The sequence below is a fragment of the Aliiglaciecola sp. CAU 1673 genome, from assembly GCF_029223185.1.
Lineage (GTDB): Bacteria > Pseudomonadota > Gammaproteobacteria > Enterobacterales > Alteromonadaceae > Bowmanella.
The window spans coordinates 177,907-194,135 of the sequence record NZ_JARHUG010000008.1; the positions used below are offsets into that span (position 1 = coordinate 177,907).

The following is a 16,229-nucleotide window of genomic DNA, read 5'->3' on the forward strand; positions in this document are numbered from 1 at the left end:
TACGGAGTCATTAACCTTGGGAGCCCGCCTTGCAGGCTCCCTACATGCCTCGATTACCTTCGGCGCCTTACTTTTCTTCCAACTCGATGTTGATACCCAGCGAGCGGATTTCCTTCAGCAATACGTTGAAGGACTCAGGCATGCCAGGCTCCATCCGGTGATCGCCATCCACGATGTTCTTATACATCTTGGTACGACCGTTCACATCGTCGGATTTCACTGTCAGCATTTCCTGCAGGGTATAGGCGGCACCATAGGCCTCCAATGCCCACACTTCCATCTCACCGAAGCGCTGGCCACCGAACTGTGCCTTACCACCCAGCGGCTGCTGAGTAACCAGGCTGTAAGAACCAGTAGAACGCGCGTGCATCTTGTCGTCTACCAAGTGGTTCAGCTTAAGCATGTACATGTAACCTACAGTCACCTTACGCTCGAAAGCGCGACCGGTACGACCGTCATACAGCACGATTTGGCCATCCTCTGGAATACCACCCAGCTTCAACATCTGCTTGATTTCAGCTTCGTTGGCACCGTCAAAGACAGGCGTCGCAATCGGCAGACCCTTACGCAGATTTTCTGCCAGTCGGGCCACCTCTTCATCCGAGAAGTCATCGATATCGACTTTCTGGTGAGACTCACCAACGGCATAAACTTCTTTTATAAAGTCACGCAGCTTGGCTTTATCTTCCTGTTCCTTGAGCATACGGTCGATCTTGGCACCGATTCCACGGGCAGCCATACCCAGGTGGGTTTCAAGTACCTGACCGATGTTCATACGCGACGGTACGCCCAGCGGGTTCAGCACGATATCAACCGGCTCACCGTTTTCATCGTATGGCATGTCTTCCACCGGCATGATGGTGGAGATAACACCCTTGTTACCGTGACGACCGGCCATTTTGTCACCTGGCTGAATATGACGCTTAACGGCCAGGTAGACCTTAACGATCTTAAGTACACCTGGCGCCAGGTCATCACCCTGGGTGATCTTACGGCGCTTGCCTTCGAACTTTTTGTCGAAGTCAGTCTTGGTCTCTACATATTGGTCGGCAATCTGCTCAAGTTCAGTCTGGGCATCTTCATCTTTGAGGGTGATTTCAAACCACTTCTCGCGAGGCAGGCTGTCCAGCTTCTCTTCTTTAATGCCATTGGCAACCAACATGTTACGTGCGCGTGCAAAGATACCGTCGGCGAGGATATTGAACTCGTCAGACAGGTCTTTTTTGACCTGACGCAACTGCATATCTTCGATTTCCAATGCGCGCTTGTCCTTCTCTACACCGTCACGGGTAAAGACCTGAACGTCGATTACGGTACCGTAAACGCCGTTAGGAACGCGCAAAGAAGTATCCTTAACGTCAGAAGCCTTCTCACCGAAGATGGCACGCAGTAATTTTTCTTCTGGAGTCAGCTGGGTCTCACCCTTAGGCGTTACCTTGCCCACCAGAATATCGCCGCCTTTCACTTCTGCGCCGATAAAGACAACGCCGGACTCGTCCAGTTTGCCCAGTGCAGATTCACCCACGTTGGGGATGTCAGCGGTAATTTCTTCAGGGCCCAACTTAGTATCACGAGCGATACAACTCAGTTCCTGAATGTGAATAGTGGTGAAGCGGTCTTCCTGTACTACACGCTCGGAAATCAAAATCGAGTCTTCGAAGTTGTAACCGTTCCAAGGCATGAAGGCGATACGCATGTTCTGGCCCAAAGCCAGTTCACCCATATCGGTAGACGGACCATCAGCCAGTACATCACCGGCGACGACAGGCTCACCCACGTTGCAGTTTGGACGCTGATTAATACAGGTGTTCTGGTTAGAACGGGTGTATTTGGTCAGGTTATAAATATCGATACCGGCTTCACCAGCGAAGGTCTCTTCTTCATTAACCTTGATCACAATACGGCTGGCATCCACATAATCGACCACACCACCACGCTTGGCGACCACGGTTACACCGGAGTCAACCGCGATGGTTTTCTCCATACCGGTACCCACCAACGGCTTATCGGCACGCAGGGTAGGAACGGCCTGACGTTGCATGTTCGCCCCCATCAAGGCACGGTTTGCGTCATCGTGTTCCAGGAACGGGATGATGCTGGCAGCAACGGAAACGATCTGCTGTGGAGATACGTCCATATAACCGATATCGCTGCTGGGCATCAGGGTGAATTCACCACGATAGCGGCAGGAAACCAATTCGTCAGCCAGACGACCTTCAGCATCCAGCTCGGCATTGGCCTGAGCGATGGCATATTGGCCTTCTTCAATGGCAGACAAGTATTCAATTTCGTCGGTTACAATGCCGTCAACAATCTTACGATAGGGGGTTTCCAGGAAACCGAAATCGTTAGTACGGGCATAGGTCGACAACGAGTTAATCAAACCGATGTTTGGACCTTCAGGGGTCTCGATAGGACAAACGCGACCATAGTGAGTAACGTGAACGTCACGTACTTCGAAGCCAGCGCGCTCTCGGGTCAAACCACCGGGGCCTAAGGCAGAAATACGACGCTTGTGGGTTACTTCCGACAGCGGGTTGTTCTGGTCCATAAACTGAGACAGCTGGCTGGAACCAAAGAACTCTTTAACCGCCGCAGAAATTGGCTTGGCGTTAATCAGATCCTGAGGCATCACAGCATCCAGATCACCCAGACTCAAACGCTCTTTCACAGCACGCTCTACACGCACCAGACCGACGCGGAATTGGTTCTCGGCCATTTCACCGACGCTACGAATACGACGGTTACCCAAATGGTCGATATCATCCACTTCATCTTTACCGTCACGAATAGCAATCAGCTGCTTCATCACGGCGATGATGTCTTCCTTAGCCAGTGTACCTTCGCCGGTCAGCTCTTCGCGACCCAAACGACGGTTGAACTTCATGCGACCTACAGAGGACAAGTCATAACGGTCATCTGAGAAGAACAGGTTATCGAACAAGGTCTCTGCGGCGTCTTTCGTTGGTGGTTCACCAGGGCGCATCATACGGTAGATTTCCACTAACGCTTCCAGGCGGTTTGTAGTGGAATCGATACGCAGGGTATCTGATACGTAGGAACCATGATCCAAGTCGTTGATGTAAAGCAGTTCAAACGCTTTAAAGCCAGCTTTACGCAATTCGACTATGGCAGCGAGGGTAACTTCGTCGTTTGCAGCAACAACAATTTCGCCGGTAGACTCATTCACATAGTCGCAGGCGAACACCTTGCCAACCAAATACTCTGCCGGGATTTCCAGCTCTTTGATCTTGGCCTGTTCTAACTGACGAGTATGACGAGCGGAAATACGACGTCCCGCTTCGACCAATACATTACCTTCAGCATCGAGGATATCGAACTGGGCTGTTTCACCACGCAGGCGATCGGCCACAATATCCATCATCAAGCGGTCGCCATCTATACGAACCTGGATCTTGTCAAAGAAGGTCGACAGAATTTCTTCTGTGCCCATGTCCAGGGCGCGCAGAATGATACTGGCGGGCAGCTTACGACGACGGTCGATACGGACGAACAGGTTATCTTTCGGATCGAATTCGAAATCTAACCAAGAACCGCGATAAGGGATCACCCTGGCGTTATACAATACTTTACCGGATGAGTGGGTCTTGCCTTTGTCGTGATCGAAGAACACGCCTGGGCTACGGTGCAGCTGAGAAACGATTACACGCTCGGTACCGTTGATCACGAAGGTACCGTTTTCGGTCATGAGCGGAATTTCGCCCATGTAAACTTCCTGCTCTTTGATGTCTTTGACGGTGCCAGGCGCGGCTTCCCGATCAAACAACACCAAACGCAATTTGACGCGCAATGGCGCGGAGTAGGTGACGCCGCGGATTTGACATTCTTTAACGTCAAATACCGGCTCACCCAGCCTGTAGCTGACATACTGCAGCTCGGCATTGCCCGAATAACTTTTTATTGGAAATACTGAGCGGAACGCGGCTTCCAGACCGTATTGGCCTTCCAGATCGAGATCAATAAATTTCTTAAAAGAATCTAGCTGGATTGAAAGAAGATATGGTATTTCCAATACCTGCGGGCGTTTGCCAAAATTCTTACGAATACGTTTCTTTTCGCTATAAGAGTAAACCATGGGTTCCTCAGCCTGCTGATTTTTGACCCAACTTGCCTTTACTGCACTCGCCGAAGACGAGCAATAGACAAACTTCCAGCACCGTTTAGTGGAATGAACAGATTAAACTCGCATCAACCCGCCTTTCGGCAAGCTATGGGACATATACGAATTTTATCAATTAATTCCAAGTCTTAGGGATAGGCAATAAACGGTGTAAGTGCTCTATCCTACAGCGCAAAAAGGCTGGTGATCAAATGATCACCAGCCTTTGCCTGATTTCAGGCAAATAATCTGTCCGCAGACAGATTACTTGATCTCAACCTTGGCACCAGCTTCTTCAAGCTCTTTCTTAAGAGCTTCAGCTTCGGCCTTGGCGATACCTTCTTTGATCGCTTTAGGAGCGGCTTCAACCATGTCCTTGGCTTCTTTCAGGCCCAGACCGGTGGCACCACGTACAGCCTTGATAACGGCAACTTTGTTACCGCCAACTTCGGCCAGGATTACGTCAAATTCAGTTTTCTCTTCAACTTCGGCAGCTGGACCAGCAGCAACAGCTACGGCGGCAGCGGCAGAAACACCGAATTTCTCTTCCATTGCAGACACCAGCTCAACAACGTCCATTACAGACATTTCGGCGATAGCGTCGATAATTTGCTCTTTAGTCACTGACATTTCTCAGATTCCTAAATTAAGGGGAATATTCCCGATTAAACTTTTAATCAAGCAGCCAAACGAATTAGGCAGCTTGCTCTTGTTTCTGGTCGCGAACCGCGGCAATTGTGCGAACAAGTTTGCCGGCAGCTGCTTCTTTCATGGTGCTCATCAGGCGTGCGATTGCTTCGTCGTACGTTGGCAGTGATGCCAGCAATTCCACGTCTACAGCGGCGCCGTTAAAGGCTGCACCCTTCAGCTCGAAATTCTTGTTTCCCTTGGCGAAATCTTTGAAGATACGCGCCGCAGCACCGGGGTGCTCTTTAGAGAAAGCAATCAGAGTCGGGCCTACGAATACATCTTTCAGACACTCGAATTCGGTGCCGTCAACTGCGCGACGAGCCAGGGTGTTACGAACAACCTTAACCCATACGCCAGCGTCACGGGCCTGCTTACGCAGGTTGGTGATGCTGCTAACGGTCACACCACGAGCGTCTGCGACTACCGCAGATAAAGCACCGTTGGCAGCTTCCTGGACTTCAGCAACAATTGCTTTTTTGTCTTCAAGCTTAATAGCCATTGGCTCTTAACTCCTGGTTCATCCAGGCTCACGCCTGGTTTCCTACACATCGCCAGACAATGTCTGACGCGCGATTTACGGTGAGAAACCAGAGGAATCAAATTCTTCTGGGGACTGCACCGTCTGCGCAGGCTGTTAGATTAAGCGTCATTCTCTTTCGAGAGTTCAGCACCTGCGGTCTTGGACGGAAGCGCTGCTTTTACACAACACTTCTACCCATAAACCTGGCGAACACGGCCTGGGCTGTGTTCGCCTTAATTTGTTAGCTAGCCAGGCTGCCCTGGTCTACAGCTACGCCAGCACCCATGGTGGTGCTCAGGCTTACTTTCTTAAGGAAAGTGCCTTTGGCGGTGGAAGGCTTGGCTTTACGCAGAGCGTCAAGCAGGGCTTCCAGGTTTTCTTTGATCTGGTTGGCGTCAAAGCTGATCTTGCCGATGCTGGCATGGATGATACCGTTCTTGTCATTACGGTAGCGCACCTGACCAGACTTGGCATTTTTAACAGCTGTTACAACGTCAGGTGTTACAGTACCAGTCTTAGGGTTTGGCATCAGACCACGGGGACCCAGGATCTGACCCAAAGTACCTACAACGCGCATCGCATCTGGTGAAGCGATAACCACGTCAAAATTCATTTCGCCTTTTTTCACCTGTTCGGCCAAATCGTCCATACCGACGATATCGGCACCAGCGGCTTTAGCAGCTTCGGCGTTAGCACCCTGAGTAAATACGGCTACACGAACGTCTTTACCAGTACCGTGAGGCAATACAGTGGCACCACGAACGTTCTGGTCAGATTTACGTGCATCAACACCCAGGTTAACGGCTACGTCTACGCTCTCAACGAACTTGGCAGTGGCCAGCTCTTTCAGCAGGGCAACGGCTTCGTTGATGTCGTACTCTTTAGTGGCGTCAACTTTTTCTTTGATGACGCGCATGCGTTTAGTCAATTTAGCCATGTGTTAGCCCTCTACTACCAAGCCCATGCTACGAGCAGAGCCCGCGATGGTGTTAACGGCTGCGTCCAGATCGGAAGCAGTCAGGTCAGGTTCTTTCATCTTGGCAATTTCTTCCAATTGCGCACGAGTCACCTTACCAACTTTGTCGGTATTGGGACGGGCAGAACCACTCTTCAGACCAGCGGCCTTCTTCAGCAGGTAAGAAGCTGGAGGCGTCTTGGTTTCGAAGGTGAAAGAACGATCTTCGTATACAGTGATAACAACAGGTACTGGAGCACCTTTGTCCAGACTCTCTGTACGGGCGTTGAACGCTTTACAGAATTCCATGATGTTAACACCGTGCTGACCCAGGGCTGGACCAACTGGCGGGCTGGGGTTAGCAGCACCGGCGGCGACTTGAAGCTTAATCAAGCCTTTGACTTTCTTAGCCATGTTTTATACCTCTAGTATGGGTTTAACGCCTCGTAAACATTGAGGATGCTTACTCAAACGGCTCCCCGTTCAATAAAAAGGGCTGCGGATTATATTTTAATCTGCAGCCCGGTTCAAGTCAGCGATTTGACTTTGGGCAAATTTTCTACTTTAGGGCTTTGACAGAAACTTGGTTCTGTCACACGTCCTTGTGGGTTGGTGCCAGCCCGGACATCCTGTCCGGTCGCTAAATCCTTTTTCTAGTGATGTTAAATCACTAGAAATTGTCCCAAAGGGACAACCAGGATTTAGCCCTTCTCGACTTGCGAGAATTCCAATTCTACCGGCGTAGAACGGCCGAAGATCAATACGGATACTTTCAGGCGGTTCTTCTCGTAGTCCACTTCTTCTACCACGCCGTTGAAGTCCGCAAATGGACCATCGGTAACACGAACCACTTCGCCGGGCTCGAACAATGTCTTGGGCTTAGGCTTATCGACAGATTCTTGCAGGCGATTGAGAATAGCGTCGGCTTCGCGTTTGGAGATAGGCGCGGGGCGGTCTGAAGTACCACCGATAAAACCCAGTACACGAGGAACACTTTTTACCAAGTGCCAGGAATCCTCGTTCATCTCCATTTCTACCAACACGTAGCCAGGAAAGAATTTGCGCTCACTCTTACGCTTTTGGCCGGCACGCATTTCCACCACTTCTTCGGTAGGAACCAGGATTTCACCGAAATAGTCTTCCATGCCATGGATCTTGATGTGCTCTTTCAAGGATTGTTTAACACGGCCTTCAAAGCCAGAGAATGCCTGAACTACATACCACTTCTTATCAGCCATATCAGACTCCCAATCCCGTAACCAGTGACACCAGCCTCACCAGAATGCCGTCCAACCCCCACAGCACTAGCGCAGCAACAACAGTGGCCGCCAGTACAATCAATGTCGTTTGCGTTGCTTCTTGACGTGTTGGCCACACGACTTTACGCACTTCCAGCCTGGATTCTTTAGCAAACCCAAGGAACTGTGAACCTTTCGCCGTTGTTGCAGCGATAAAACCGGCGATAGCAACAATAGCCACGACGGTTACCGCGCGGACCAGTACAGAAAGTTCTCCATACATATAATTTCCGGCCACAGCTGCGCCCAGCAAGCCGATAACCAACACCCATTTGATTGAATCCATCGCGTTGGATGTGTTCTCTGTATTGACGCTCATGCATTTACCTATAATTGCGTAACTCTGCCCAAACTGGCAGGGGTGGAGGGATTCGAACCCCCAACCGTCGGTTTTGGAGACCGCTGTTCTACCAATTGGAACTACACCCCTAAAAATCTTCTCCAAATGCCAAACGTTCGCGCCTTTAGAATATTTAGGGAAGCGGAATCAAGCATAAGGAGGGTGCGGTATTATACCCGCTGAAGTTTGTTATACAAGCGTTGAGATTGGGATGGGGGAAATTGATACCGGACTAGGGCTTTAATTGCTGAAAGCCTTATAAATACCGCCCTACTGTTAATTACTCGTCACGTTAATCCGGGCTATATCTTCAGTCCGCACAACAGGTGCTGGCTCAAAAGCAAAAAGGCTCCCGAGGGAGCCTTTCTTTTAGCACTAAGCTTCGATTACTCGATGATCTTAGATACTACGCCCGCACCTACACAGCCACGTTATTCCGGGCTCTACCTGCCCTACATCCCTTCGGGGCCATCGTCGTTCCTCTGATGTTCCAGATTGCTCCTGGCATTTGTACTCGTATCGTCCTGGGCCGGCCGCCGGGATACTCGCCCTGCGGGCCAGCCTTCGGCTGTTCCAGATTGCTCCTGGCAATCTGGTCACGGGACATCCGCTTGGGGCCATACAGTAGGTGCGGGCCTAAAAACAAAAAAGGCTCCCGAGGGAGCCTTTCTTTTAGCACTAAGCTTCGATTACTCGATGATCTTAGATACTACGCCCGCACCTACTGTACGGCCACCTTCACGGATGGCGAAACGCAGACCTTCGTCCATCGCGATTGGGCAAATCAGCTCAACCGTGAACTTCAGGTTGTCGCCTGGCATTACCATCTCTACGCCTTCTGGCAGCTGTACTGAGCCAGTTACGTCAGTGGTACGGAAGTAGAACTGAGGACGGTAGCCTTTGAAGAATGGCGTGTGACGACCACCTTCTTCTTTGCTCAGTACGTATACTTCTGCTTCGAACTTAGTGTGTGGCTTGATTGAACCAGGCTTACACAGTACCTGACCACGCTCAACTTCGTCACGCTTGGTACCACGCAGCAGAACACCTACGTTCTCACCTGCACGGCCTTCGTCCAACAGCTTACGGAACATTTCTACACCAGTACAAGTGGTAGTAGTAGTCGGGTTGATACCTACGATTTCTACTGACTCACCGACTTTAACGATACCCTGCTCTACACGACCAGTTACTACGGTACCACGGCCAGAGATAGAGAATACGTCTTCGATTGGCAGAATGAATGGCTTGTCAATCGCACGCTCTGGCTCTGGGATGTATGTGTCCAGCGCTTCGCCAAGCTCAATGATTTTCTTTTCCCACTCTGCATCGCCTTCCAGCGCTTTCAGAGCTGAACCACGAATTACCGGCAGGTCATCACCTGGGAAGTCGTAAGTAGACAGAAGTTCACGTACTTCCATTTCTACCAGTTCCAGCAGCTCTTCGTCATCTACCATGTCACACTTGTTCATGAATACGATGATGTAAGGTACGCCTACCTGACGACCCAGCAGAATGTGCTCACGGGTCTGTGGCATTGGGCCATCAGTCGCTGCTACTACCAGAATCGCTCCGTCCATCTGCGCCGCACCGGTGATCATGTTCTTAACATAGTCAGCGTGTCCAGGGCAGTCTACGTGGGCGTAGTGACGGGTTGGTGTGTCGTACTCTACGTGCGATGTAGAGATGGTGATACCACGAGCTTTTTCTTCTGGCGCGTTGTCAATCTGGTCAAACGCACGAGCTGAACCACCGTAGGTCTTCGCCAATACTGTTGTGATTGCCGCAGTCAGAGTAGTCTTACCGTGGTCTACGTGACCGATGGTGCCTACGTTTACGTGCGGCTTTTTACGTTCAAACTTTTCTTTTGCCATGATTCCCCCAGCTAGGTTGGATGTTTAACTACAAAACTGCAGATGAGCTGGGGAGAGAAGTGGTGCTGATAGGCAGATTCGAACTGCCGACCTCACCCTTACCAAGGGTGCGCTCTACCAACTGAGCTATATCAGCACTAATTTGGAGCGGGCAGCGGGAATCGAACCCGCATCATCAGCTTGGAAGGCTGAGGTAATAGCCATTATACGATGCCCGCAATCCTTATCTCTTGAGGCCACCTCATCCCAAGAACTTTTGGAGCGCAAGACCTTAGTGCTTGTCTTGGCTGCCCTAACACGAGTCGTAGACACATGTATAGAATATGGTGGAGGGGGCTGGATTCGAACCAGCGAAGGCTGAGCCGTCAGATTTACAGTCTGATCCCTTTGGCCACTCGGGAACCCCTCCAAATTGTCACTTGATAATGGTGCCGGCTGCCGGAATCGAACTGGCGACCTACTGATTACAAGTCAGTTGCTCTACCAACTGAGCTAAGCCGGCACTGCATCAAGTGGGTGCGCATTCTAGAGGAACACCCTAGGTAGCGCAATAGCCAAATATCAAAAAAATATGAGTTTTGATTCAATCGGTCAATTTGCAACCACTCTTGCCGTTTTTTGTATCAATTAGGCTCTTTGTTGAGCGCAATCCCCGGCAATTAAGGCCATACCCAAGAAGATTAAGCCCGCATTAATCTCAAGATTGGCAGCGTCATTTTCAAATAGTAATTTACAATCTCCGCCACAGGCGAACATCTTTTGTCCTGACGTCAACCTTGATAGTGTGTCCTGTGCTTGCTTAACAATGCCTCTAGCCATGGCAATGCAGCCGCTATCAACACAATCGGCAGTCGAACGGCCTAGCTCCTGGGTCATCCAACCCTCATTGCGACCAAATACTTTTTCTGTGTTAGTGAGCAGACTACTACGCATCATATTGATGCCAGGTGCTATCCATCCGCCCAGATGGGCGCCGCTTTCATCGACAAAATCGCAGGTGATGGCAGTACCAAAATCAAGGACTGCAAATGCTTGTTTGGTCAGGGTTCTGGCTCCCAACATTGCCAACCACCTGTCTACCCCCATCGTTGCGTAGTTTTCATAGACGTTGACCAGACCAAATGCCGACTTCTGCGCACTGAGTTGATTGAAGCTGACACCTTGCTGCGTTGCAATGTCTGCCAGCACCTTTACTCGGGAGGCCTGTCCCACCGCCGAAACGAGTACTTGGCTAACGCCACGTAATTTCGACACCAGCTCTGCTTCATGGTTAAGGCACTCGATGTTGGACAGTTTTCCGTCATTCAGAAAACAAAACTTTATCCGGCTATTGCCGACATCCACCAGTAGTGCTTTAGCCTTGTCGGACACTGACTTCGCCCCCATAAAAAGCTTTTGGCCCTGAGGCCAGTTCCACAAGCAGGGCACCGTCCCGATTTATTCCAAGGCAAAGTCCCTTATATTCTTGCGTGCCGCAGAGCATGCGGACCTGCTTGCCTTGATAAAGATTCAAGTCACTCCATCTCTGAGAGAAGGACTTCATACCGGTTTGCTCAAAATCTTCTAACGCCAAATGAAGGTTATCCAACAGCTTTGCAACCAACAGGTTCCGGTCAGGTAACTCCCTTACACCATGACTGAGATCTGCCCATGGCTGGTCAATGTCCTTGCTGAGCTGCTCGGGCAAGCGCACGTTGATACCAATACCAATAATACAATGGTTGATGTCGTTGGCCTGCCCTTCTAGCTCAATTAAGATTCCACCCAATTTGCGCTCATTTAAATAAATATCATTAGGCCACTTTAGCCTGAGTCCACGCACACCGAGGTCTCGCAGCGACTCGGCCACAACCACACCAACGGCCAGACTGAGCCCCCCTATGGCCTGAAAACCGCCACTGAAGGCCCAATACATGGACAAATACAGGCTGGCGCCGATGGGAGATACCCATTTTCTACCTTGTCGCCCACGGCCTGCTGTTTGTGCCTCGGCCAGACACGCAGCCCCCTTGATCTGTAACTGCGGGTGCCCTTTTAAAAATGAGTTTGTCGAGTCAACCACAGCCAGCAATGACAAGGGAGGAGCTTGCGGAAGTCGTCGATGGGAAAATATTTCCTGCTCATCCAACAAGCGCATAGGATGACTTAAACGATATCCTCTACCGGTTATACTAAATACATCCAGTCCCAAGGCTTCCAGGGCTTTCATGTGCTTGCCGACGGCAGCACGGCTGATGCCTAAGAGAGCGCCTAATTCTTCCCCTGAGTGAAACTTACCGTCAGCCAGCTGTTTCAGGATAAGATGTCTTTTTAATTGAGGATCGGCTTTCACAATGTGATCAGTCCCAGTTTACCCATCAGGCGCACCTCATTCTCAAGCACTATGCCGAACTCTCTATACACCGAATCTCTAATATCGCGTGCCAGGGTTAACAATTCCTGTCCAGTACCGTGATTTTGATTAATCAACACCAGTGGCTGTTTGGCATGGCAGGCAATGCCGCCCACTGTCTTTCCTTTAAAGCCGAGGGTATCAATCAGCCAGGCAGCAGGAATTTTCACCCTGCCACCCTCTTGTGAATAGCCGGGAATTTCTGCCCATTTGGCTTTGAGTAACCTGAATAGGTCACCTTCGACGACAGGATTCTTAAAGAAGCTACCGGCGTTACCGACTTTAGCAGGATCGGGTAGCTTGCTCTGTCTGACCTCCACCACTTTGTTATAGATCTCCAAAGGGCTAGGGGCTTCACCAAGAGCTTGTAATTCTCCGTATTGATTGTGAGGTTTCCACTCTTTATCAAAGCGAAGGTTTACATGGGTGATCAGCAAGGCTAACGCCTCTGACTGTTTAAAAATGCTATCTCTGTATCCGAACTGACAATCCACGGCTGCAATAGCTGTTTTTTCTCCATTTTGCAGATGAAGTGTTTCCACACTGTGGCAAAAGTCAGCCAGTTCACGCCCATAGGCCCCGATATTTTGGATCGGTGCGGCGCCAACGGTGCCAGGGATCAGAGCAAGATTTTCCAAACCAAAAATCTTCTCTTGTAGTAAATGAATGACCAACTGGTGCCAATTCTCACCAGCGGCGACCCTGACCATGTAGTGGTCGTTATGCTCAGTGATCTCCACACCTTTAAGGCATACCTGAAGGATGCAGCCTTCATAATCCTCCAAAAATATGGTGTTACTGCCCTCGCCCAGGATATAGAAGGGTTCAGCAGGTATTAACTGGTCTACATCGGTGAGGCGAACCAGATTTTTTGCATTGGCACTTAAGCCAAATGTGTGAAATGAATTGAGTGAAAGCAACGTGGCAGGAATACTTTAAAACTAACAATGCCCTTAGTTTACGGACCAAGAGACATCTGGTCGAGCCCGCAGCCAATAAACACAGTTTATTTGTGAATACCCCTTAAAATGCAAAAAAAGCCCGACTGATGTCGGGCTTTTGCCAAAAGACACATCTTAGAAGCGATAAGACGCCTTACCGTAGATATAACGCCCACGCGGGCTATGCACTTTTGTAGCATATCCAAACAGGTCATCATCACCATCACCAATGGCAAATGGAGGATCCTCATCCAGGGCGTTGTTCATGCCCAGCATAAACTTCCATTGCTGGCCGTACATATAGGCCACCTGCAAGTCCAATAGCAACTGCGAGTCGACCATGCGGCTGTTGTTCTGATCAAAATCGAGTGTTCCGTCAAAATCAATGTCCGGGGTGTCTTCGAATTCTCCAACATAGCTGAAGGCTGCAGTGGCAGACCAATCACCGCGAGTCCAATCAATTGTTGAGACCCAGCGATGTTCTGGGAACTCATACTCTCCCGTCCAATCGCGTCCATCCTTTTCGAAATTGGTTAAATAACTCCACTCCAACGAGAATCCCAGGTTGCCAAAGTCGGCGAGATCCCAGCCATAGTGCGCCGAGAAATCAATACCTTGGGCTTCTTGCGAACTGACATTGAAGTAGCTGTTATTTAACTGCGAGAAAGGACCAAGAACATCACCTGGCAGTGGCGTCAGTCGCTGGCAAATGGTGCTATTCTGGTTGTTACACTCCCGATCATAGATAGCCCCAAAGGGCCTTTCGTCAATTTTGTTATCCTGGGTAATACTCCAGACATCAAAGCCAACATCGGCATTCTCGGCAAATGCCCAAATTACACCCACATTCCAGGTCTCTGACTCCTCTGGTTTCAGATCTGGATTCCCAGCGAAAACAATTGTGTAATCAAGAGACTCTGTTCTACAAGCGGCCTTATCCGTAACACTGGGGTTCAGGTCACAAAAATAATTGTCGACGAAAAATTGAGACTCTTGGGACGGACCTAAGCCAATCTGTGCCAACGAAGGCGCTCTGAAGCCTTCGCTCCAAGAGGCTCTGACAGATATATCTTCTGTTGGCGTCCAGCGCATGGCAATTTTGGGGTTAGTGGTTGAACCAAAATCACTGTAGTCATCGTGGCGTCCAGCAACTTGCAGTTCGAAAGTGTCGTGTAAGGGAATAGACAACTCCGCATAAACTGCCCACTGATCCCTGGCAGCCTGTGCAGATACAGACTCAGTGCCGAATATCAGACCTCGCTGAAATTGATCATCCGGTATATCGGAAACATCTTCCTCCCGATACTCATAACCTACAGCCAATGCGATTGTTCGACCGTCAAACTCAAACAGATCACCACTGGCGTGAGCATCAAAAGAGGTCAAATGTGATTCGCCTCTCCTGACCAGGCTGGTGGTAATTGCATCGATCACCGATTGCGGATTAGTGACTCCACCAAAAGGATTGTAGCGTCCAGCATCAATTTCCTGTTGTAAGAAATCTGTTCTTACCCAGCCTTGAGATCTATCACCCGTTTGCATTGAGCGGCTACGACCTTTTTGGCCTGAAACCTCCCAGTCCCAGGTATCAATAGATCCCCTCAAACCGGCAACCACTCGCAATGAATCAGACTCGATATCCCAGCGACGATTACCGGCATCAACAGGCCGATATCGACCGATTTCGACATCTTGTCCAAAGGGGTTATTGGGATGTGAGCCCGGTGCAGTCAGACCGGCATCTTCATCCAATGGCGTCGCCGCACCTCCAGCCTCGGAGGTGTTGTGCTGCACAGCTATCTCAGTGAACAGCTCGATATCGTTACTAAACCTTTTGTTCATCTGTAAAATGGCACCAATACGCTCCGCTGCCGGTATAGCGATACTATGAGGGCCATAATCATAGAGACAGCTGCCGCTTGCAGTCGCATTTTCGGGAGGGCAAGCAGGATCAATGGTTTTGACACCGTTTACATAAAAGTAGCCGGGGTAGCCCCTGGATGATCGAAAATCCATACCACCATAAGGTGACTGATTCGCCGTTCCAAAACGACCTAATTCACTATTATCGATCGATGCATTTTTGAAATAGTCAAAGATCAATGTCGCGTTGCTGTCTTCGTTGCCTGTTCCCCACACGGCGCTGAAAGTATTCTCATCGTAATCAGGGCCTGTAGTCTGTCCATATCCGGCAGTTACCTCGGTACCCACATAATCTTTACGCAGCACGATATTGACTACACCGGCAACAGCATCCGAACCGTAGATTGCTGAAGCACCGTCCTTGAGAATATCAATACGCTCGATTGCAGCAACCGGTATGCTGTTGATATCTACGAAGGAATTTACAATGCTCTCTGCAAACGCACTGATGGCTACACGTCGACCATTAACCAATACCAATGTCGCATCCGCTCCAAAGCCCCGCAGACTCACGGCGGCACCGCCGTTTGCTGTAGAATCCTGACTGTTATTGCGCGTTGAGAATGTTCCGGCCCCGGCGACCGGCAATCTCTCCAATATTTGTTGAAGATTTTCAAAACCCAGGCTGTCTATGTCTTCGCGGGTAATCATTGTAATGGGAGAGGGGCCTTCTAGGTCAGCTCGCTTTATACGAGAACCCGTAACTTGAATACGTTCAGTTTTTTGTGCACTCGTCTGATCAGTTTCTTGGGCAATGGTCGGGTTTGTAATGGCAAATAGGGCGGCGCTGACAGAAACTGCCAACGTCGAACTCCTGAAGCCTTTTATAGTTATCATATCCATATCCTCCAACAGGAACTTATATATGTTGTTGTTCAAGTGGGCTTTAAACTCCAAAGCCGATCTAGCTATATCACCATTCGCACAACTGTCGCAAATTATTGGAGACTATTTTCCCACCTATTTTGTAAACATTTATCGTTCCGCCTCAACCTCCAGATTCTTCAACATGACATCCACAAATGCCCCGCGTACGAGGTAGTGACCTACGAGCTACGAGCTACGAGCTACGAGCTACGAGCTACGAGCTACGAGCTACGAGCTACGAGCTACGAGCTACGAGCTACGAGCTACGAGCTACGAGCTACGAGCTACGAGCTACGAGCTACGAGCTAC

12 protein-coding genes and 5 tRNA genes are annotated in these 16,229 nt (G+C 49.9%); all 17 read right to left on the bottom strand.

Translation table 11 applies throughout. From position 1 onward, the window contains the following. Positions 1 to 67: 67 nt before the first annotated feature. Positions 68 to 4,096 carry a DNA-directed RNA polymerase subunit beta gene (gene rpoB / locus P2G88_RS09905; RefSeq protein ID WP_275795708.1) on the bottom strand — a complete coding sequence of 1,343 codons (4,029 nt, stop codon included), beginning with the start codon at positions 4,094 to 4,096 and terminating at the stop codon, positions 68 to 70. 288 nt (positions 4,097 to 4,384) lie between these two features. Then, on the bottom strand, positions 4,385 to 4,750 hold the full coding sequence (gene rplL, locus P2G88_RS09910) for a 50S ribosomal protein L7/L12 (RefSeq protein ID WP_275795709.1): 366 nt from the start codon (positions 4,748 to 4,750) through the stop codon (positions 4,385 to 4,387). A 64-nt stretch (positions 4,751 to 4,814) separates the two neighbouring features. Further along, a complete protein-coding gene (gene rplJ, locus P2G88_RS09915; protein ID WP_275795710.1) occupies positions 4,815 to 5,309 on the bottom strand; it encodes a 50S ribosomal protein L10 in 495 nt (164 codons plus the stop codon). Positions 5,310 to 5,571: 262 nt separating this feature from the next. Next, the gene (gene rplA, locus P2G88_RS09920; protein WP_275795711.1) at positions 5,572 to 6,267 is read right to left on the bottom strand and encodes a 50S ribosomal protein L1; all 696 of its coding nucleotides are present in this window, start codon (positions 6,265 to 6,267) and stop codon (positions 5,572 to 5,574) included. A 3-nt stretch (positions 6,268 to 6,270) separates the two neighbouring features. Then, complete coding sequence (rplK, locus tag P2G88_RS09925) at positions 6,271 to 6,699, bottom strand: 50S ribosomal protein L11 (protein ID WP_275795712.1); 429 nt, start codon at positions 6,697 to 6,699, stop codon at positions 6,271 to 6,273. A 287-nt stretch (positions 6,700 to 6,986) separates the two neighbouring features. After that, positions 6,987 to 7,523: a transcription termination/antitermination protein NusG gene (nusG, locus tag P2G88_RS09930; protein ID WP_275795713.1), complete on the bottom strand. Its 537-nt coding sequence runs from the start codon at positions 7,521 to 7,523 to the stop codon at positions 6,987 to 6,989. Between the two features lies 1 nt (position 7,524). Then, positions 7,525 to 7,902: a preprotein translocase subunit SecE gene (secE, locus tag P2G88_RS09935; RefSeq protein ID WP_275795714.1), complete on the bottom strand. Its 378-nt coding sequence runs from the start codon at positions 7,900 to 7,902 to the stop codon at positions 7,525 to 7,527. 34 nt (positions 7,903 to 7,936) lie between these two features. Further along, a tRNA-Trp gene (locus P2G88_RS09940) sits at positions 7,937 to 8,013 on the bottom strand. A gap of 599 nt (positions 8,014 to 8,612) precedes the next feature. Further along, positions 8,613 to 9,797, bottom strand: coding sequence for an elongation factor Tu (gene tuf / locus P2G88_RS09945; RefSeq protein ID WP_275795703.1), 1,185 nt, complete (start codon positions 9,795 to 9,797; stop codon positions 8,613 to 8,615). 60 nt (positions 9,798 to 9,857) lie between these two features. Continuing rightward, positions 9,858 to 9,933 (bottom strand) — tRNA-Thr (locus tag P2G88_RS09950). A 7-nt stretch (positions 9,934 to 9,940) separates the two neighbouring features. After that, positions 9,941 to 10,015: transfer RNA gene (locus P2G88_RS09955), tRNA-Gly, on the bottom strand. 106 nt (positions 10,016 to 10,121) lie between these two features. Then, positions 10,122 to 10,206: transfer RNA gene (locus tag P2G88_RS09960), tRNA-Tyr, on the bottom strand. A 17-nt stretch (positions 10,207 to 10,223) separates the two neighbouring features. Next, positions 10,224 to 10,299: transfer RNA gene (locus P2G88_RS09965), tRNA-Thr, on the bottom strand. A 125-nt stretch (positions 10,300 to 10,424) separates the two neighbouring features. Then, positions 10,425 to 11,168: a type III pantothenate kinase gene (locus tag P2G88_RS09970; RefSeq protein WP_275795715.1), complete on the bottom strand. Its 744-nt coding sequence runs from the start codon at positions 11,166 to 11,168 to the stop codon at positions 10,425 to 10,427. Next, entirely contained in the window at positions 11,152 to 12,129 is a 978-nt protein-coding gene (gene birA / locus P2G88_RS09975) for a bifunctional biotin--[acetyl-CoA-carboxylase] ligase/biotin operon repressor BirA (protein WP_275795716.1), read from the bottom strand. Before birA ends, P2G88_RS09970 begins: the two co-directional genes overlap by 17 nt. Then, a complete protein-coding gene (gene murB / locus P2G88_RS09980; RefSeq protein WP_275795717.1) occupies positions 12,126 to 13,109 on the bottom strand; it encodes a UDP-N-acetylmuramate dehydrogenase in 984 nt (327 codons plus the stop codon). The genes birA and murB overlap by 4 nt, the downstream gene beginning before the upstream one ends. A gap of 156 nt (positions 13,110 to 13,265) precedes the next feature. Then, positions 13,266 to 15,890, bottom strand: coding sequence for a TonB-dependent receptor (locus P2G88_RS09985; protein ID WP_275795718.1), 2,625 nt, complete (start codon positions 15,888 to 15,890; stop codon positions 13,266 to 13,268). Positions 15,891 to 16,229 lie beyond the last annotated feature (339 nt).